The sequence below is a fragment of the Rhodococcus sp. ACPA1 genome, from assembly GCF_002300195.1.
Lineage (GTDB): Bacteria > Actinomycetota > Actinomycetes > Mycobacteriales > Mycobacteriaceae > Rhodococcus_F > Rhodococcus_F opacus.
This window is the reverse complement of sequence record NZ_NSDX01000005.1, coordinates 37642-56219: the sequence shown is the minus strand read 5'-3', so window position 1 is coordinate 56219 and position 18578 is coordinate 37642. Positions and strand designations below refer to the sequence as shown.

Annotated in this window: 16 protein-coding genes; 4 read left to right on the top strand and 12 right to left on the bottom strand. The window is 68.8% G+C overall.

Annotated elements, in window-relative coordinates:
* Nucleotides 1-18: 18 nt before the first annotated feature.
* The 6 genes from folK to CJ177_RS24600 all read right to left on the bottom strand — a co-directional run bounded on the left by folK (nucleotide 19) and on the right by CJ177_RS24600 (nucleotide 6243).
* Nucleotides 19-531, bottom strand: a complete 513-nt coding sequence (gene folK / locus CJ177_RS24625; RefSeq protein WP_095868864.1) for a 2-amino-4-hydroxy-6-hydroxymethyldihydropteridine diphosphokinase — start codon at nucleotides 529-531, stop codon at nucleotides 19-21.
* On the bottom strand, nucleotides 528-890 hold the full coding sequence (folB, locus tag CJ177_RS24620) for a dihydroneopterin aldolase (RefSeq protein ID WP_005262144.1): 363 nt from the start codon (nucleotides 888-890) through the stop codon (nucleotides 528-530). The genes folK and folB overlap by 4 nt, the downstream gene beginning before the upstream one ends.
* On the bottom strand, nucleotides 883-1740 hold the full coding sequence (folP, locus tag CJ177_RS24615; protein ID WP_095868863.1) for a dihydropteroate synthase: 858 nt from the start codon (nucleotides 1738-1740) through the stop codon (nucleotides 883-885). The genes folB and folP overlap by 8 nt, the downstream gene beginning before the upstream one ends.
* Nucleotides 1737-2354, bottom strand: a complete 618-nt coding sequence (folE, locus tag CJ177_RS24610; RefSeq protein WP_025431746.1) for a GTP cyclohydrolase I FolE — start codon at nucleotides 2352-2354, stop codon at nucleotides 1737-1739. Before folE ends, folP begins: the two co-directional genes overlap by 4 nt.
* Nucleotides 2355-2414: 60 nt before the next feature.
* The gene (gene ftsH / locus CJ177_RS24605) at nucleotides 2415-4685 is read right to left on the bottom strand and encodes an ATP-dependent zinc metalloprotease FtsH (RefSeq protein ID WP_095868862.1); all 2271 of its coding nucleotides are present in this window, start codon (nucleotides 4683-4685) and stop codon (nucleotides 2415-2417) included.
* Nucleotides 4686-4896: 211 nt separating this feature from the next.
* Nucleotides 4897-6243, bottom strand: coding sequence for an amidase (locus CJ177_RS24600; RefSeq protein ID WP_025431745.1), 1347 nt, complete (start codon nucleotides 6241-6243; stop codon nucleotides 4897-4899).
* 164 nt (nucleotides 6244-6407) lie between these two features.
* Here CJ177_RS24600 and CJ177_RS24595 point away from each other — a divergent pair, with 164 nt between their 5' ends.
* A complete protein-coding gene (locus CJ177_RS24595) occupies nucleotides 6408-8564 on the top strand; it encodes a serine/threonine-protein kinase (protein ID WP_095868861.1) in 2157 nt (718 codons plus the stop codon).
* A gap of 15 nt (nucleotides 8565-8579) precedes the next feature.
* On the opposite strand, the gene hpt is transcribed toward CJ177_RS24595, so the two are convergent.
* Genes hpt through dacB form a run of 4 tightly spaced genes read right to left on the bottom strand, consistent with a single transcriptional unit; the run spans nucleotide 8580 to nucleotide 12570 of the window.
* The gene (hpt, locus tag CJ177_RS24590; RefSeq protein WP_005244976.1) at nucleotides 8580-9134 is read right to left on the bottom strand and encodes a hypoxanthine phosphoribosyltransferase; all 555 of its coding nucleotides are present in this window, start codon (nucleotides 9132-9134) and stop codon (nucleotides 8580-8582) included.
* Nucleotides 9135-9138: 4 nt separating this feature from the next.
* Entirely contained in the window at nucleotides 9139-10119 is a 981-nt protein-coding gene (tilS, locus tag CJ177_RS24585; protein WP_095868860.1) for a tRNA lysidine(34) synthetase TilS, read from the bottom strand.
* A 19-nt stretch (nucleotides 10120-10138) separates the two neighbouring features.
* Nucleotides 10139-11185: a zinc-dependent metalloprotease gene (locus CJ177_RS24580; RefSeq protein ID WP_005244978.1), complete on the bottom strand. Its 1047-nt coding sequence runs from the start codon at nucleotides 11183-11185 to the stop codon at nucleotides 10139-10141.
* A complete protein-coding gene (gene dacB / locus CJ177_RS24575; protein ID WP_095868859.1) occupies nucleotides 11185-12570 on the bottom strand; it encodes a D-alanyl-D-alanine carboxypeptidase/D-alanyl-D-alanine-endopeptidase in 1386 nt (461 codons plus the stop codon). Before dacB ends, CJ177_RS24580 begins: the two co-directional genes overlap by 1 nt.
* 131 nt (nucleotides 12571-12701) lie before the next feature.
* Between dacB and CJ177_RS24570 the strand changes: the two genes are divergently transcribed.
* Nucleotides 12702-13193: an inorganic diphosphatase gene (locus CJ177_RS24570; protein ID WP_005244982.1), complete on the top strand. Its 492-nt coding sequence runs from the start codon at nucleotides 12702-12704 to the stop codon at nucleotides 13191-13193.
* 194 nt (nucleotides 13194-13387) lie between these two features.
* Here CJ177_RS24570 and CJ177_RS24565 read toward each other — a convergent pair whose 3' ends face one another.
* Complete coding sequence (locus CJ177_RS24565) at nucleotides 13388-15085, bottom strand: MDR family MFS transporter (RefSeq protein ID WP_095868858.1); 1698 nt, start codon at nucleotides 15083-15085, stop codon at nucleotides 13388-13390.
* A 117-nt stretch (nucleotides 15086-15202) separates the two neighbouring features.
* Nucleotides 15203-16033 (bottom strand): crotonase/enoyl-CoA hydratase family protein, encoded by an 831-nt coding sequence (locus tag CJ177_RS24560; protein ID WP_005244985.1) that lies wholly within the window; start codon nucleotides 16031-16033, stop codon nucleotides 15203-15205.
* Between the two features lie 82 nt (nucleotides 16034-16115).
* Between CJ177_RS24560 and CJ177_RS24555 the strand changes: the two genes are divergently transcribed.
* Both CJ177_RS24555 and CJ177_RS24550 read left to right on the top strand, forming a co-directional pair.
* Nucleotides 16116-17435, top strand: a complete 1320-nt coding sequence (locus CJ177_RS24555) for a monooxygenase (protein ID WP_095868857.1) — start codon at nucleotides 16116-16118, stop codon at nucleotides 17433-17435.
* Nucleotides 17436-17510: 75 nt separating this feature from the next.
* The gene (locus CJ177_RS24550; RefSeq protein ID WP_005244988.1) at nucleotides 17511-18578 is read left to right on the top strand and encodes an alpha/beta fold hydrolase; all 1068 of its coding nucleotides are present in this window, start codon (nucleotides 17511-17513) and stop codon (nucleotides 18576-18578) included.

Here is an 18578-nt window from a genome sequence, read left to right as displayed (position 1 = left end):
TGCCCGTCGGTTCCGGCTTCATCGCGACCGCCGGTCCAGAACGAGCTGCGTCCGGCGCACACCGGCCCGTTCGTCTTCGCCCAGCAGTGGCAGCAGCGCGTCCACCCGGGTCGTCGTCCCGGCGACCGGCAGCACGGCGTCGGGTTCGACGTCCAGCCACGGAATCAGCACGAAGGCACGCTCGTGCGCTCTCGGATGCGGCAACGTCAGTTCCGGGTCGTCGCTGCGGACGTCGTCGCACGTGACGACGTCGACGTCGAGCGTGCGCGGGCCCCACCGTTCGATCCGCACCCGGTCGGCGGCGGTCTCGAGTTCCTGCCCGCGCCGCAGCCAGCCGTAACCGTCGAGGGCGGGATCGTCGACGACGAGGACCGCGTTGAGGAAGTCCTGCTGCTCGACACCGCCCCACGGCGCCGTCGAATACACCGGAGAGACCGCCACGACCGCGTCGCCCAGACCGTCGAGAACGGACTGCAGATGGGCAAGGCTGTCGCCGACGTTCGACCCGATCGACAACACCGCGCGACTCATGGCCGCGACCTGTGCGCGACCACCGCGACGTCCGCGAAGGTCAGCGGGATCGGCGCGGACGGCTTGTGCAACACCACCTCGGTGCGCCGGACACGAGGGTCGGTCATCACCCCGTCCGCGATCTCCGCGGCGACGGTCTCGATGAGATCCCGTGAGGGTCCCGCGACGATCGCGGCCGCGCGCTCGGCCAAACCGCCGTAGTCGAGGGTGTCGTCGAGGTCGTCGGACGCGGCCGCCGGGGCGAGGTCCATCCACACGGTGATGTCGACGTAGAAGTCCTGACCGTCCCGCTTCTCGTGTTCGAACACGCCATGATTGCCACGAACCTTCAAGCCGCGCAACTCTATTCGATCACTCACGTCCGGCTGCACCCTTTGCCCAGGCCTCGGCGACCGCGATGGCGTCCAGAGAACCCTGCGCGTCGTGCACGCGCACTCCCCACGCTCCGTGGGTCGCGGCGAGCGCCGAGACGACGGCGGTCGCGATCTCCCGGCCGGCGGGCGGGCGCGGTTCCCCGTCCGCATCCGCCAGCAGCGAACCCAGGAACCGCTTGCGGGACGCGCCGATCAGGACGGGGAATCCCAGCGCGTTGAACTCGGGCAGCGCCTTCAGCAGAGCCCAGTTGTGGTCGGCGTTCTTCGCGAAACCGAGACCCGGATCCAGCACCAGTGAACCCGGATCCACCCCGGCCTTCACGGCCAGTTCGACCTGGGTCATCAGTTCGTCCCGGACCTCACGGACCACGTCCTCGTAGTGGTCGGCTGTGCCGCGGTGCACGTAGTCGGCAGCCGAACGCCAGTGCATCAGGATCCACGGCACTCCGGCGTCCGCGACGACCGATGCCATCGCGGCATCCGCACGGCCACCGGCGACGTCGTTGATGATCGACGCACCCGCCTCGATCGCGGCCTCCGCGACCGACGCCCGCATCGTGTCCACGCTGACGCAGATGCCCTCGCCCACCAGGTCCGCGATCACGGGTGCGACGCGACCGGCTTCGACGTCGGGATCGACCCGCGCCGCGCCCGGCCGGGTGGACTCGCCGCCGACGTCGACGATGTCGACGCCGAGACGCTTCAGTTCCAGACCGCGCGCGAGCGCCGCGTCACGATCGAGGAAACGCCCGCCGTCGGAAAAGGAATCGGTGGTGACGTTCAGCACGCCCATCACCACGGTTCGGCCTGGCGCGGGCAACTCGATCACGGTCACTTCCGCAGAATAAGGTCCAGAGCCTCGGAACGTGAGGCCGCGCTGGACTGGAGCAGACCACGCACCGCGGAGGTGGTGGTACTCGCACCAGGCTTGCGGATCCCCCGCATCGCCATGCACAGGTGCTCCGCCTCGATGACCACGATCGCACCCCGCGGGTCGAGCTTGCGCATGACGGCGTCGGCGATCTGGCTGGTCAGACGTTCCTGCACCTGCGGACGCTTGGCGTAGAGGTCGACCACGCGCGCCAGCTTCGACAGGCCGGTCACCTTGCCCGTCTTACCGGGGATGTACCCGACGTGGGCGACCCCGTGGAACGACACGAGATGGTGCTCACACGTGGAGTACAACGGAATGTCGCGAACGAGCACCAGCTCCTGGTGCCCCTCGTCGAACGTCGTGTTCAGCACGGTGTCCGGGTCGGTGTAGAGGCCCGCGAAGACCTCGCGGTACGACCGCGCCACGCGGGCGGGCGTATCCCGGAGTCCGGGACGGTCCGGGTTTTCACCGATCGCGATCAGCAGTTCGCGCACCGCAGCTTCGGCACGCGGCTGATCGAACACCCGGCCTGTCTCGAGTGCCACGGGCTCACTACCGAGATGATTCACCGACAACCGAAACTCCTCCAGTACCGGGACCGATCGTCCCGAAGCAACAGCCTAGTGTCGGGCGGATCAGTTCGATCCGTCCGGTCCTTTCCAGGCCCTCGTCTGCGCGTCGTCGTCGCCGGTGCCACGCTGCTCGTGCGGTGGGTTCCACTGGTTCCCCGGACCCTGGTTTCCGGAGTACTGACCCTCCGGATTCTGGTTGCCCGGATCGCGAGGCGGCCAGCCCGGAGCCGACCAACCCGCGGGGGCGCCGTAGTCCGGACGCGGCTGCGTCATCCCACCCTGCGGCCTGGCCGGTGCCGGCTGCGAGTAACCGTTGGCGGGTGCCGGCTGCGGGAACTGCTGCTGCTGCGGAGCCTGCTGCGACTGCTGCTGGGCGAACACCGGCTCGGGCTGCTGGGGCCACGGCTCGCCGCGCTCGACGGCGAGTTCTCGCGGCGTCTTGACCGGCGGCTTGTCGGACGGGGTCCGGTGGCCGAAGTCGTTGAACGCGGTGATGCGCGGGCGCTTCTCGACACTGTGGAAGATCTTCTCGAGATCCTTGCGGGTGAGCGTCTCACGTTCGAGCAGCTCGGTGGCCAGGATGTCCAGCACGTCGCGGTATTCGTTGAGGATCGCCCACGCCTCGGTGTGCGCGGCCTCGATGAGGTTGCGGACCTCTTCGTCGATCTCGCGCGCGACCTCGTGGGAGTAGTCGGACTGCTGACCCATCGACCGGCCCAGGAACGGGTCTCCGCCCTCCTGGCCGTACCGCACCGCACCCAGCTTGGCGCTCATGCCGTACTCGGTGACCATCGACCGGGCGATCTTCGTCGCCATGTCGATGTCGGACGATGCACCGGTGGTCGGCTCGTGGAACACGAGTTCCTCGGCCGCGCGGCCACCCATCGCCATGACGAGTCGAGCGATCATCTCGGACCGCGTCATCAGGCCCTTGTCGTCCTCGGGCACCGTCATCGCGTGACCGCCGGTGCGGCCGCGGGCGAGGATTGTGACCTTGTAGACGGGCTCGATGTCGGGCATCGCCCACGCGGCGAGCGTGTGCCCACCCTCGTGGTACGCGGTGATCTTCTTCTCGTGCTCGCTGATGATGCGGCTCTTGCGGCGGGGACCGCCGACGACACGGTCGACGGACTCCTCGAGTGCGGCCTCCGTGATGACGGTGCCGTTCTCGCGTGCCGTGAGCAGCGCGGCCTCGTTGATGACGTTGGCCAGATCGGCACCCGACATTCCGACGGTGCGCTTGGCCAGGCCCTCGAGGTCGGCGTGCTGATCGATCGGCTTGCCCTGCGAGTGAACCTTCAGGATGGCGCGACGACCGGCGAGGTCGGGGGCGCCGACGGGGATCTGCCGGTCGAAGCGGCCCGGGCGCAGCAGCGCCGGGTCCAGGATGTCGGGGCGGTTGGTGGCGGCGATGAGGATGACGCCGGTGCGGTCACCGAAACCGTCCATCTCCACCAGCAACTGGTTGAGGGTCTGCTCACGCTCGTCGTGACCGCCACCGAGGCCGGCGCCACGCTGGCGTCCGACGGCGTCGATCTCGTCGACGAAGATGATGCAGGGGCTGTTCTGCTTGGCCTGGTCGAACATGTCGCGCACGCGGGACGCACCCACACCGACGAACATCTCGACGAAGTCCGAACCAGAGATCGTGAAGAACGGGACACCGGCCTCGCCTGCCACGGCGCGGGCGAGCAGGGTCTTACCGGTTCCGGGCGGCCCGTACAGCAGCACACCGCGCGGGATCTTCGCTCCCAGCGACTGGTAGCGCATCGGGTTCTGCAGGAAGTCCTTGATCTCGTACAGCTCTTCGACGGCCTCGTCCGCACCCGCGACGTCGGCGAACGTGGTCTTCGGCATGTCCTTGTTGAGCTGCTTGGCCTTCGACTTGCCGAAGCCCATGACGCCGCCGCGACCACCGCCCTGCATGCGGCTCATCACGAAGAAGAAGATGCCGAGCAGGATCACCATCGGCAGGACGAACAGCAGGATGGACGTGAGCCAGCTCTCCTGCGTGACCGTGGTGTTGTAGCTCTGAAGGCCCTTGTCGGAGATCTCGTTGAAGATCTGCTCGGAAGCCGATGCCGGATACTTCGCGAGGATTTCGGTCTTGCCGTCGGTCGCGTCGTTGCCGTCCTTCAGCCACAGGCGGACCTGCTGCTCCCGGTCGTCGATCTGCGCCTTGTCGACGTTGTTCGCGTCGAGCTGCGCGATCGCCACGGAGGTGTCGACACCCTTGAATCCGCGCGTGTCGTTGCCGAAGTAGCTGAAGGCGTAGATCACCAGCAGGATGCCGGCAACTATCGCCAGGTTTCGAAACACAGTCTTACGGTTCATACAGGTCGGCCGATATGGCCGGTCCTTTCGAGAGTGCGGGTCTTCCGGGTGCGCCTTCCGGCTGCCAACCGGACAAACCAGGTTACCGCGAAGGCACCCCGGCGACTCCAGGTAGCAGCCAACCGCTGTAGGGAGCGGTCTCTTTCTTTTCAACGCATGCGGTTGCCCATCGGTTCCCTCGGACTCGATCCGGGTCCGAATGTGCGGGAGTTCACCGCGCGGGCGCGACCCTCGGCCAGCCGCCGCCCACCCGCTCGATGTGAGCGGCCAGGGCCAGAATCCTGGCCTCTCCTCCGGGCGGTGCCGCGATCTGCACGGCCAGCGGGGTGCCCGAGTGCGAGTGCGTGCCGACGGGCACACTCGCCGCAGGCCACCCGACGAGATTCCACAGCGCGCTCAACGGGGCGTACCGCACGTTGGCCACGATGTTCGACAGCCACGACCGCTCGCTCCACGTCGTCGCTGCGAGCGGCGGCTGCGCGAGAGCGGGTGTGATCACCACGTCGTAGTTCTCGAAGAATGCGCGCAGCGACTCTTCGAGCCTGCCCACCTGCTCGGGGCGGACGAACCGGCCCAGCGCGCGGCCCACCGCGACGTGCCTGCGCGTCCGGGGCTGCAGTAGCCGCAGATCGAGGCCCTTCGCGTCGGCGGCCGTTCCCGCGGTCCAGCGGGCGAGAACGGGAAGCAGGTTGACCGGGTACGGCAACGTCGCAGGCTCGACGTCGTGGCCCGAGCCGGTCAGTTCCCTGCCCGCGCGCACGGCCGCATCCCGCCACTGCGGGTCGACCGTGGCCAGGAACGTCGGCGACCCTGCCGCCACCGCGATCCGCAGTGGTTCCGACGCACCGATCCGCGCGAGTTCGGGCCGGTCGGCGAGGACGGACAGCATGAGAGCGGCGTCGTCGACGGTCGTGGCGATGGGCCCGTTCTCGGCCATCCCGAACCACGAGGTGGCGCCGAGTTCGGACGGCACCACTCCCCTGCCCGGTTTGATACCGAACACTCCGCAGTTCGCCGAGGGGATGCGGATCGACCCCAGACCGTCGGTCCCGTGGGCCAGGGGCACCATCCCCGCGGCGACGGCGGCGGCCGCTCCCCCGGACGAACCCCCGCAGGTCCGCGACGGATTCCACGGATTGCGGGTGATGTGGCCGGGCGCGTCGGTGGTTCCCCACACCGCCAGTTCGGGGAGGGTGGTCAGGCCGACGACCACCGCTCCCGCCGCCCGCAGTCGCGCGACGACCGGGTGATCGGAAACCTTCGGTTCGGCACTGGTCGCACCCGATCCCTCGCGCATCGGCAGTCCGGCCACGGAAATGACGTCCTTGATCGCGACGGGCACTCCTGCCAGCGGGAGTGTGGACAGATCCGGCCGGTGAGAGAGGGCGAGAGCGTCGGCTCGGGCCTGTTCGGCGAGGACGGCGACGAACGCCTGAATCTTCGGTTCACGCTCTTCGATGGCCGCGAGCGCGGCCTCGACATGCTCCATCGGGCTCGAGACGCCCGAGCGAACCTGCTCGGCGACGACGACGGCTGAGGTGAACGGGGAGTCCCCCATCACCCGAGTATATGGTGCAGGGAAGCAGTCATTTCGAGTATTCGCGCTGGATACAGTAGGTCTGCGGGGTTACCATTCGCTTGTCCCTGGATGGGACTCTTCACACCGCTCCAGACAACCTCGATGTGCCCAGAGAACCCGCCCAGTAGAACCCTCGATGTGCAATGACCAGAGGAAACGGGTCGGGCAGAGACGGATCGGCCGCTGGATCGGACTCTGCCGAACGGACCGTCGGAGTCACGAACTCCGAACACGAGAGCAGCGAAGCGACGGTCGCGGCCGGACCGTCGACGGTGGTTGCTGAGCAAACCATGTCCGCACGGACGATGACCGCCGAGCAGACCGCCGCCGCCGAACACACCGCGGCGGCCGAGCAGACCGCACCCGCCGAGCAGACCGCACCCGCCGAGCAGACCGCCGCCGCTGAGCACACCGCACCCGCCGACCAGACCGCGGCCGCCAGTCCGACCGTGACCGCCCGGCAGCCGGACACGCTCATCACCACGCCGCCGGGCAATGCGGCGCTCGACGATGTGGAGGTCGGACAGCAGGTCGACGACTTCGATCTGCTGATGGGCCTGGGCAGCGGCGCGTTCGGCCGCGTGTTCCTGGCACGGCAGCGGTCGATGCAGCGACTCGTCGCGGTGAAGATCTCGCACGACAAGGGGAACGAGCCGCAGACCCTCGCTCAGCTCGACCACAACTACATCGTGCGCGTGTTCGACCAGCGGTTGCTCGAGGACCGCCAACTGCGCCTTCTCTACATGCAGTACCTGCCGGGTGGCACCCTGCTGCGGGTTCTGCGCCGCGTACGCGTCACCCCGGAACAAGACCGGACGGGCAGCCTGCTGCTGGACGTGGTCGACGAGGAGATGCGGGAGAAGGGCGAGATCAGGCCCACCGACTCGAGTGTGCGGGACGAGATCGCGTCGCTCACCTGGCCGGAGACGATCGCGTGGCTGGGGCGGCGACTGGCCGAAGCCCTCGACTACGCCGGCAAGCGCGGCGTCCTGCACCGCGACATCAAGCCCGCCAACATCCTGCTCACGGCCGAGGGTGTGCCGAAGCTCGCCGATTTCAACATCAGTTTCAGCGACACCGTCACCGGGGCGTCACCGCTCGCCTACTTCGGCGGGTCCCTGGCCTACATGTCCCCGGAACAACTCGAGGCGTGTCACCGCGGAATGCCGGGGACGGCGGCGGACCTCGACACCCGCAGCGACATCTTCGCGCTCGGCGTGATGTTGTGGGAGCTGATGTGCGGGCGGCGTCCGTTCGAGGACGAGGAGGTGTCGAGCGAGTCGCTCGTCGCACTGGAAGCGATGCTGGACCGCCGCAGCCGCGACATCGACCCGGAGTTTCTCGACCAGTTGCCCTACGACTGCCCGCCGTCGCTACGACGGGTACTCCTGACGTGTCTGGCACCGAAGCCGGAGGACCGGTGGTCGTCCGGTGCCGAACTGGCCCAGCAATTCGACCTGTGCCTGAATCCCCGGGCCCGCGACCTCGTCGATCCGCCGCCGAACAGTTGGCGCATGCGGCTGCGCCGCTTCGCGCTCCCGATTCTGGTGATCGGTATCGCGGTGCCGAACGCTCTCGCCGGCGCGTACAACTACCACCACAACAAGATGCTGATCATCAGCAATCTGACGCCGGAGGCCCAGCACTCGTTCGAATCGATCCAATTGGTGATCAATTCGATTGCGTTCCCACTGGGCGCGATCATGCTGCTCTACTGGTGCCGATATCCGCTTCTCGTTCCGCGTGGTCTGCGCAAGGGGAAAACGTACGACCGCCAGACACTGGCCCGGGCCCGCACCGACACGCTGCTGCTCGGCGACCGCGTCGTGCTGGTGGTGTTCGGGTTGTGGGTCATCGCGGGCATCGCCTATCCGATTTCCCTGCAACTCGCGGCGGGGAACGTTCCGCCGGGCGCGTACGTGCACTTCATCGCGTCACTGATCGTGTGCGGTGCCGTTTCGGTGGCGTACCCGTTCTTCGTGGTCGCGTTCTTCGCGGTGCGCTGCATCTACCCGACCCTGCTGCCTCAGGACATCGCCAGCAGCGCCGACGCGCACAAACTGCGGGGCCTCGACCGCCGGAGCACGCTCTATCTCGCGGTGGCCGCCTCGGTTCCGCTGGCCGGTGTGGCCGGGGTGACGTTCCTGTCGCCCGACGAGATCACGCTCGTGATCATCGCGGTCCGCATCCTGTGCGTCGGCGGCATCTTCGCGTTCGTCGGCGTGTACTGGCTGTTCCGGCAACTGGAGCAGGACCTGCGGGCGCTGGAGCTCGCCGTGTCGCACGAACCCGTCCGCTGACGAGCAGCGCGGAGATCAGCCGCCGTAGACGGAAGGCTCGAGGGTCCCGATGTACGGCAGGTCGCGGTACCGCTCGGCATAGTCGAGGCCGTAGCCGACGACGAATTCGTTGGGGATGTCGAAGCCGACGTTCGCGACGTTGACGTCGACCTTGATGGCGTCGGGCTTGCGCAGCAGCGTGACGACCTCGAGGGACGCCGGGTTGCGGCTCGACAGGTTGCGCATCAGCCAGGACAGCGTCAGACCGGAGTCGATGATGTCCTCGACGATCAGCACGTGCCGGCCGGCGATGTCCTTGTCGAGGTCCTTGAGGATGCGCACGACGCCGGAGGACGACGTCGACGACCCGTAGGAGCTGACGGCCATGAACTCCATCTGGGTGGGGATGGGGAGGGCCCGCGCGAAGTCGGTCATGAAGAAGATGGCGCCCTTGAGGACACCCACCAGGAGCAGATCCCCTTCCGGGGCACCCTCCGGGTAGCGCTTGGCGATCTCCTCGGCCAGTTCGACGGTACGTCGACGAATCTCGTCCTCGGAGATCAGTACCGATGCGATGTCGCCTTCGTACACGCGATCAAACCCTTCGTCGGTCGTCCAATCCGACGTTCAGCCTGCCACGTCGTCGGCGGACCACCAACCTCGCGTCCGGTGTTCCGCCCCCGATCGCCACCTGTCCCTGTCCCCGCCACCGTGCGACGAGGTCGTCCACGGCCCGCAGTTGTCTGTCTCCGAGACCGCGCGCACCGGCTGCGAGGAGCCAGCTGCGCAGCACCCGCCTGCGGACGGGTGGCGCCGACAGAACGAGTAGGGCCGCGTCGATTTCGCCGTTCACCACGACTTTCGCCTCGGCGTCGGCGGCCATCGCGTCGAGGACCGCCCCTTCCTCGCGCAGGTGTTCCCCGGTGCGGGCGAGGGCCCCGGCGACGCCGCCGCCCAGGACGTCCTCGAGCAGCGGCAGCACCTCGGTGCGCAGCCGCACCCGCACGAAGTCGGGTGAGGCGTTGTGCGGATCCTCGTGCGGGCTGAGTGCCAGTTCCGCGCAGGCCTGCCGGGTCACCGCGCGTTTCACGTCCAGCAGCGGTCGCCCCCACGGGCTGTCGTACGCGCTCATCCCCCAGATGGATCGACCACCCGAACCGCGCGACAACCCCAGCAGCACTGTTTCGGCCTGGTCGTCGAGGGTGTGTCCCAACAGCACCGGGCGGGTTCCGCGCGCCGCGTCGAGGGCGCGGTAACGGGCCTGCCGGGCCGCCGCCTCGAGCCCGCCCGACCCGGTCACATCGACGGGAAGCACCTCGGCGGACACGCAGCCGAGCGCCCGGGCACGGGCCGCGGCCTCGTCGGCCACGTCGGCCGACCCCGGCTGCAGCCGATGGTCGACGACGAGGGCACACACCGAACGCGCCTCCGCGGCGGCCGCCGCGGTCAGCGCCAGTGAGTCGGCACCGCCCGACAACGCGACCGCGATCTCGCCGTCCGGGGCGTGCGCCGCGATCCAGCGCCGCACGGCGTGACGAACCTCGAGGATCGCCGGCTCCTCGGGAAGCAGCGTCACCGGCTCAGCCCTTCTCGAATCAGCCCAGTACCCGGGACACCCAGGCGTCCGGCGCGTCGATCTCCGCGAGCCGGGGCAACGTGTCGGGGCCGGTCCACACGACGTTGAACCGGTCCATCCCGACCTTGTCCACGACGGCATCGACGAACGCCTTGCCGCGCACGTATTGCGCCATCTTGGCGTCCATCCCGAGCAGCGCCCGGACGAGACGCTGCACCGGGTTGCTCTTGCGGCGGCGCCGCTGATCGAACGCGGCCCGGATGGCGGCCACCGACGGCACGACCGCAGGTCCGACGGCATCCATCACGTGGTCCGCATGTCCCTCGAGGAGGGTGCCGAGCACCAGCAGACGGTCGAGTGCCTCGCGTTGCGGCTCCGCCTGGGTGGCGCGCAGCAGCCCGACGATGCCGCCCGGTGCGCCCGACTCGTCCGGCTCTGTGCGCCCGCGGTCGCGCAGCGCGGAGGACAACCGGCCGACCATGTCGGTGACGGACTCGTCCTCGGCGGATCCGAGCGTCTCCACCGACTCCTGCATGTACCCGGTGAGCCACGGTGACGACGAGAACTGCACCCGGTGCGTCACCTCGTGGAGGCACACCCAGAGCCGGAAGTCGCTGGGCCGCACCCGCAACGTACGCTCGACGGACACCACGTTGGGCGCCACCAGCAGCAGGGTTCCGTTGTCGCCGGTGAACGGGTCGTACTGGCCGAGGATCGCCGACGACAAGTACGCGAGCATCGCCCCGGCCTGAAGGCCCGCCGGCTTGCCGAGCAGCATGCCGGGAGCGGCGTCGCCGCCCGTGAGTTGCGACATCGAATGCGCGGCGGCGTGGATCCACCCGGCCCGGTCGAGAATCTGGGCGGTCGGCACCGGAAGTCCGTCGGCGAGGCCGGTGACTTCCCGGACGGGCAGTTCCGCGCGCATCGACGCGTCGGCCAGTTCCGCGACCACGGTTTCGGCCGTGTACCGCGACGTCACCGGTCCGCTGCGCGCGAGCTTCACCCCCGTCCTGGCTGCGAGCTTCCAGTCGACGGCACCACTGAAGGCGTTTCCCTCGGCGGCCATCACTGGCACCCGCACGTGCGGAGCGCAGCGGCAAGTGCGTCGAGTGCGGGACGGCTGACCTCCGGCGGGCGGTCGTTGGACATCAGCGCGAACGTCAGCACCCGCCCGTTCTGGTCCACCACGTAGCCGGCGAGCGCGCTGGCCGTGGACAGGGTGCCGGTCTTCGCCCGCACCCACCCGGCGCCCGTGCGGTTCCCCGACGCGTAGCGGTCGGACAGGCTGCCCGTGGCGCCGGCCACCGGCAGGTAGTCGAGCATCGGCCGCAGGGCGGGATTGCCGTCGCCCGCGGCCGCCGTGAGGACCTGGTCGAGTGTGTGCGGCGCGATGCGGTCGTCGACGGACAACCCGCTCGCGTCGTGCAGGGTGAACCCCGACAGATCGAATCCTGCCGCGGTCAGCGTCTGGCCGATGGTCGCGACGGCGCCCTCGAACGATGCTTCCGCGCCGGCATTCATGGCAACCTCCCGCCCGATCGCTTCGGCAAGCACATTGTCCGAGTGTTCCATCATCTGCCGCAACCGGTCGCGCAGCGGCGCGGACTGCACACTCGCCACGGTAGCCGCACCGGGCGCCGCGACCCCCGACGTGACCGCCGACGGGGCGACGCCGAGCGCACCGGCGAGCGTCCGCCCGGCGTCGAGCGCGGGTGTCGAACTGCGCGGCGACTCGTCCACGAGCGGGTCGGCCCGCCCGCCGTCGATCATGATCGGTTCGGTGGGGGTGATGAATCCGGCGCCGACGTCCGTCGGGAACCACCCCTGCGCCATGGTGTCGCCCGAGTAGATGCTGGTGTCGACCACGATGCTCGTCACCTGGACGCCCGCGTTCCGGATCTGATCGACCAGCTGCGAGATGTGCGCCGCACCCGGGTAGTAGCCGTTCTCCCCGACCGGCTTCGCGGTGAGAGTGGGATCACCACCGCCGACGAGGACGATCTCGCCGGGAGTCGCCCCCTGCACCACCTTCGTCGTCACACGACGGTCGGACGGCAGCGCCAGCAGCGCGGATCCCGCGGTGAGGACCTTGGTGGTCGACGCCGGGGTCATCGGGGTCTGCGGGTTGACGCTCCACAGGACCTGACCCGTGACCGCGTCGGCGACCGTTCCGCTGAACTTGCCGAGGTCGGGGTTGGCGGCGGCCGGACCGACCGCGGCGGCGATCCCCTGCGCCGTCGGCATCGGCGCGTCGTCCGGCACCGGCGTGACCTGCGGGGCCGCCGTGATCGGTGCCGGTTCGGGCGCGATCGTCAGTTCACCGCGGCCCGCCGACGCGTTGTGCGCCGTCACCGCGACCACCAGAACAGCCGCCATCGCGAGCACCACGACGACGACCGACGCGAACAGAATTCGCATGTTCCGACGGTGGCGTCCCGCCAACGAGCCCATCTTCTTCTTTCCCTGGCCCGGCAACGCGCCTCCGTCTTCACTGTGATTCGTGGGTGGTCAGACAACCAACCTTATCCTCGACCCGATATCCTCTCCCCGAATCATCATCGACACGACAGCGAGGAATCGGCGTGGAGTTCGACGTCACCATCGAGATCCCCAAGGGTCAGCGAAACAAGTACGAGGTCGACCACGTGACCGGTCGCGTGAAGCTGGACCGCTACCTCTACACCGCGTTCGGCTACCCGGCCGACTACGGCTTCATCGAGAACACCCTCGGCGAGGACGGCGATCCGCTGGACGCGCTGGTCCTGCTCCCCGAGTCCGTGTTCCCCGGCGTCATCGTCGAGGCACGTCCCGTCGGCATGTTCAAGATGGTCGACGAGGCCGGCGGCGACGACAAGGTGCTGTGCGTGCCGGCCGGCGACCCGCGCTGGGACCACATCCAGGACATCGGCGACGTCCCGCAGTTCGAGCTGGACGCCATCAAGCACTTCTTCGTCCACTACAAGGACCTCGAGCCGGGCAAGCACGTCGAGGCAGCCGACTGGGTCGGGCTCGCCGAGGCGAAGGCCGAGGTCGAGGCTTCGCTCAAGCGACTGAAGGACAACGGCGGGCACTGAGCCGGCGGCGAATCGTCTGGCACCGAGCCGGCGGCGAATCGTCTGGCACCGAGCCGGCGGCGAATCGTCTGGCACCGAGCCGGCGGCGAATCGTCTGGCACTGAGCCGGCGGCGAAACGTCTGGCACTGAGCCTCCCGACGTTCACGGTAACGGCGTCCATCCCCCGCGGGGGGGTGGGCGCCGTTGTCGTCTCTCACTCCTCCGCTTCTCCCCGCGCTGCGGCCTGGAGTCCGGACTCGCTCCGGAGCGGTACTTCCTTCCACAGCACGGTGAGGACGAAGGCGACGACGGCGAGCATCGACACGCTGAGGAAGACGGATCCGATGGCGTCGGCGAATCCTTCCCGGAAGGGCAGGGCCAGCACGTCGTCGAGTTTCCCGATCACCGAACTGTCCGTGAGGACTCCGCTGACGCCGGCGTGGTCGGGGCTGAGCATTCCCTGGCCCATGGCGGCCTCGGCCGGGTCGTTGCTCTGCGCTGCTGCGACCACGGCTCGACGGAAGTCGGATGTGCCTGCGGCGGCCGTCACCCGCTCGCCGATGGCCGGGGTGAGGCGGGAGAAGAGGATCGACAGGAAGATCGCGACGCCGGCGGTGCCGCCGATCTGCCGGAAGAACGTGGCCGCCCCGGTCGACACCCCCATGTCCTGTGGGGGCAGCGCGTTCTGAATGGCGAGGGTGAGGGGCTGCATCAAGTTTCCGAGACCGAGGCCGAGGATCAGCATGAACACCATCACGACGGGCATCGGGGTGTCGGCGGCCAGCGTGTGCAGCAGGAACGCGCCGACCGCGATCAGGGCGGTGCCCAGGATCGGGAAGTACCGGTACCGTCCGGTCCGCGAGATCATCTGACCGCTGACCACCGAGCCGGCCATGAGACCGAGGACCATCGGCAGGATCTGGAACCCGGCGAGGGTGGGGCTCGAGCCCTTCACCACCTGCAGGTACTGAGGTAGGAGGGTGATGCCGCCGAACATGACGGCGCCCACGACGAGGCTGATCACGACGCCGAGCGCGAAGGTGCTGTTGCGGAAGAAGCGCATCGGGATGAGCGCGTCGTCTTTCATCGCCAGTTCCACGAGCACGAAGGCCAGCACGCCGATGACGCCGATGACATAGCACGCCAGCGACTTCGAGCTGTCCCATCCCCAGCTGTGCCCCTGTTCGGCGACAACGAGCAACGGCACCACACCCACCGCGAGGGCGATCGCACCCCACCAGTCGATCCGCCGGCTTCCGCTCGGTCGTCGCGGGAGGTGCAATACCCGCGAGACGACGGTGAGCGCGACCAGTCCCACCGGCACGTTGACGAGGAAAACCCAACGCCAGCCGTCGATTCCGAGGATCTCGTCCTGTCCGGCGAACACTCCGCCGAGGACCGGACCGAGGACGCTGGACGTGCCGAACACGGCCAGGAAGTAGCCCTGGTACTTGGCCCGTTCACGCGGGGAGACGATGTCGCCGATGATGGTGAGCGCCAACGAGAACAGACCGCCCGCACCGAGTCCCTGGACCGCACGGAAGGCAGCGAGCATGTACATCGACGTCGAGAACGTGCACAGGACCGAGCCGATCACGAACACCGTGATCGCGAACATGAAGAACGGCTTGCGGCCGTAGATGTCGGACAGTTTGCCGTAGAGCGGCGTCGCCAGGGTGGCGGTGACGAGGTACGCCGTGGTGGCCCACGCCTGCAGCGAGTACCCGTCGAGGTCGTCGGCGATGGTGCGGATCGCCGTCGCCACGATCGTCTGGTCGAGCGCGGCGAGGAACATGCCGAGCATCAACCCACTGAGTACAGCCAGGATCTGCCGGTGGGTGTAGGCCACCGGCGTTTCGACCGAATTCGACACTGTTTCCTCGCTGCGCTGTCGTTTACTTGTAGTCCGCAAGTATGCGAGCGCGGCGAGGTTTCGGGCAACTGATGAACTGGGCTTTACCTGCGGATAATCCTCTGCGACCGGTACAACCGCACCCGTTCCGGAAGTGCGGCTGTACCGACGGACGGACTATTCGCCTGTGAATTCGGGGGCGCGCTTCTCGAAGACGGCGGTGATCGCCTCGGTCAGGTCCTGCGACGGCAGGAACGCGGCGTTCCATGCGGCGACGTAGCGCAGGCTGTCGTCGACGGCGGCCGCGCGGGAGTGGTCGAGGACGTCTTTGATGCCGTGGACGACGAGCGGCGGGTTCGCCGCGATCTCGGCCGCGGTCTCCTGCGCGGCGGCGAGGACGGCGTCGGCGTCCGCGAAGACGCCGTTGACGAGACCGATCTTCTCGGCGCGCCCGGAGTCGATGTCCTTGCCGGTGAGCGCGAGTTCCCGCAGATGGCCGTCGCCGATGATGGCGGGAAGCCTGGCGAAGCTGCCCATGTCGGCGACGATCGCGACCTTGACCTCACGGATGCTGAACTTCGCGTCGGTGCTGGCGTAGCGGATGTCGCACGCAGAGATCAGGTCGACGCCACCGCCGATGCACCAGCCCTGGATGGCCGCGACCACCGGTTTGCGGCAGTCGGCGACCGCGTTGATGCCGGACTGCATCCGCTTGATCATGTCGTGGAACGCGGTACGCGGGCCGGCCTGCGCCTTGTCGGCGAGGACGGAACCGAAGCTGCCGCTCATGGCGGGAAGATCGAGACCGAAGGAGAAGTTCTTGCCGGAGCCGGCGATCACCACGGCCCGCACGTCCGGATCGGCGTCGAGTTCACCGAAGATCTCGGGGAGCTCGCTCCAGAAATCCGGGCCCATCGCGTTGCCCTTTCCGGGTCCGATGAGCGTCACCTGCGCGACGTGATCCTTGCGCTCGACGGTGAACGCATTCCAGGTCTTCTGTTCGGTCATTACTCCAGAGTAACCACCGCTGTTCGAGGTCAGGCGAAATACCCTGGAGGTCTCTGCACCGTCTTGTGAACGGACAGCCGCCATGACGCACCGGACGACCCCGGCCGGCAACGCCGTGGTCGTCGGCGCCGGAATGGGGGGACTGCTTGCCGCGGCGGCTCTCGCCGGAGCGTTCCGGAGCGTCGTCGTCCTCGAGCGCGACGTCCTGCCCGAGACGGCCACCCCACGCCGGTGCGTGCCGCAGGCCCGGCACGTGCACGCCCTGCTCGCCGGCGGGCAGTCCGCGATGGAGGACCTCCTGCCGGGTTTCGTGGCCGAACTCCTCGCCCTCGGCGCCACCGGCGGCGACGCGCTCGGCGACATCCGGTGGATCGTCGACGGACACCGGATGGCACGCGAGACCAGCGGGGTTCCCGGGATTCTCGCGAGCCGGGCGCTCGTCGAGTGGCAGGTGCGCCGGCGGGTGGGGGCCCTGCCGAACGTGCGGATCCTGGACCGGTCCGACGGCACCGGTCTCACCGCCGACGGCGCGAGGGTGACCGGCGTGACCGTGCAGCACCGGGGCGGCGTCCCGCCGGAGGTCGCCCCGGCCGATCTCGTCGTGGACTCGTCCGGCCGGAGTTCGCAGAGCGTCGCCCGGCTCGGGGAGCTGGGGTTCGCGCCCCCGTCCGAGTCGCAGGTGGCCGTCGACGTCAGCTACGCGACGAGGCATTTCCGGCTCGACCCGCCGCACCTGGACGGGGATTCCGGCATCGGGATGGCGCCGGGACCGTCGAGTCCGCGCAGCGGTTTCATGGGCGTGCAGGAGGACGGCACCTGGATCGTCACTCTCGCCGGGTACGGGGACGACGTGCCTCCGCTGGATCCGGACGGCTTCCTCGACTTCGTGAAGTCGTTTCCCGCCCCGGACATGTACGACGCGCTGCGCACGGCCGAGCCGGTGGACGACGGCGTGCGCTACCGGATCCCGACGACCGTCCGCCGGCACTATTCCGCGGACGATCTGCCGTCGAATTACTTGCCGTTCGCGGACGCCATCTGCTCGTTCAACCCGATCTACGGCCAGGGCATGAGCGTCGCCGCGGTGGAGGCGACGATCCTGCGGGACTGCCTGCAGTCGGGGCGCGCGCATCTCGCTCGCCGGTTCCTCCGCGGGGCGAACCGGTGTATCGATGCCGCGTGGACGCTCACCGTGGACAACGACCTCCGGATCCCGGCCGTGCCAGGTCGGCGGTCGGCGCGGGTCCGGTTGGTCAATGCGTACACGTCCCGGCTCGATCGGGCGGCGTCCGTCGACCCGGCCGTGGGGTCCGCGTTCCTCCGGGTGACGCATCTGCTCGACCGCCCGGGGTCGCTGCTCCGGCCCGCGACGGTGCTGCGGGTTCTGCTCGCCTCCCACTGACGGACGACCGCGAGATTACCTGTATGTTGACGTCACAGATACCTGAAGGATCTGCGCCGCCACGAGAGGAAATCCGTGCTCGACATCGCCTGGAACCCGACGCTGAACACGCTGACCCGCAACGCCTGGCGACTGTCCTTCGGCGGCGGAATCGCACCGGTCCAGCGAACCCCGTCGACGCGCATCCACGAGGCGCCCCATCAGGACCTGTACCGATTCGACAGCACCGAGACCGACGGCGGCCGGCCCGTCCTCCTCGTGCCCCCGCTCGCGGCGCCCGCACACTGCTTCGACCTCCGGCCGGGCCAGAGCCTGGCCGCGCACCTGGTCGGTTCGGGCAAGGCGGCGTATCTCGTCGACTACGGCACGATGGGCTACTCGGACCGCGGCCTCGGATTCGAGGATTGGATCGACGACTTCATCCCGACGGCGGTCGATCGCGTGTCCCGACTCCACGACGGTGCACCCGTCGACCTGATCGGCTGGAGCCTCGGGGGAACGATGTCGCTGCTCACGGCGGCGGGCCGAAACTATCTGCCGATCGGTTCGGTGACGGCGATCGGCACGCCGATCGACTACGAGTCGGTGACCATGATCGCGCCGCTGCGGATGGTCGGCCGGTTCACGGGCGATCGCCCCCTCACCACCGCGACGCGGGCGATGGGCGGGCTGCCCGCGCCGCTGGTCCAGGCGAGCTACCGTTTCACCGCACTGCAGCGCGAGCTCACCAAGCCGTGGTTCATCGCCCGGAACCTGCACGACACCGAGACCCTGGCACGCATGGAGTCCATCGACCGGTTCATGGCCGACATGCCGGGTTATCCCGCGCGGTTCTTCCGCCAGGTCTGCACCGAGCTGATCCTCGGGAACGCGCTCGCCGCGGGGAGTTTCCAGACCCGGAACGGCGCGATCGCGCTGGCCGATCTCGCGGTGCCGGTTCTCGCGATCGGCGGCACCGAGGACGTCATCGCGCCGATCCCGTCGGTCCGGGCGGCGACGGACGTGCTCACAGGTTCTCCGTCGGTGCGGTTCGAGTCCGCGCCGGGCAGCCACCTCGGGCTCGTCGCGGGCCCGAAGGCCAAGGACTCCACGTGGGCCCACATAGACGGCTTCCTCGACGGGGTCGTCGCCCAGACCGCCTGA

What these genes read in the sequence shown, in the direction of transcription:
- dacB (WP_095868859.1), bottom strand. Translation starts at nt 12,570, where the DNA reads ATGGGCTCGTTGGCGGGACGCCACCGTCGGAACATGCGAATTCTGTTC.
- CJ177_RS24555 (WP_095868857.1), top strand. Translation starts at nt 16,116, where the DNA reads ATGACGCACCGGACGACCCCGGCCGGCAACGCCGTGGTCGTCGGCGCC.
- CJ177_RS24560 (WP_005244985.1), bottom strand. Translation starts at nt 16,033, where the DNA reads ATGACCGAACAGAAGACCTGGAATGCGTTCACCGTCGAGCGCAAGGAT.
- CJ177_RS24600 (WP_025431745.1), bottom strand. Translation starts at nt 6,243, where the DNA reads ATGGGGGACTCCCCGTTCACCTCAGCCGTCGTCGTCGCCGAGCAGGTT.
- ftsH (WP_095868862.1), bottom strand. Translation starts at nt 4,685, where the DNA reads ATGAACCGTAAGACTGTGTTTCGAAACCTGGCGATAGTTGCCGGCATC.
- folK (WP_095868864.1), bottom strand. Translation starts at nt 531, where the DNA reads ATGAGTCGCGCGGTGTTGTCGATCGGGTCGAACGTCGGCGACAGCCTT.
- CJ177_RS24595 (WP_095868861.1), top strand. Translation starts at nt 6,408, where the DNA reads ATGACCAGAGGAAACGGGTCGGGCAGAGACGGATCGGCCGCTGGATCG.
- CJ177_RS24580 (WP_005244978.1), bottom strand. Translation starts at nt 11,185, where the DNA reads ATGGCCGCCGAGGGAAACGCCTTCAGTGGTGCCGTCGACTGGAAGCTC.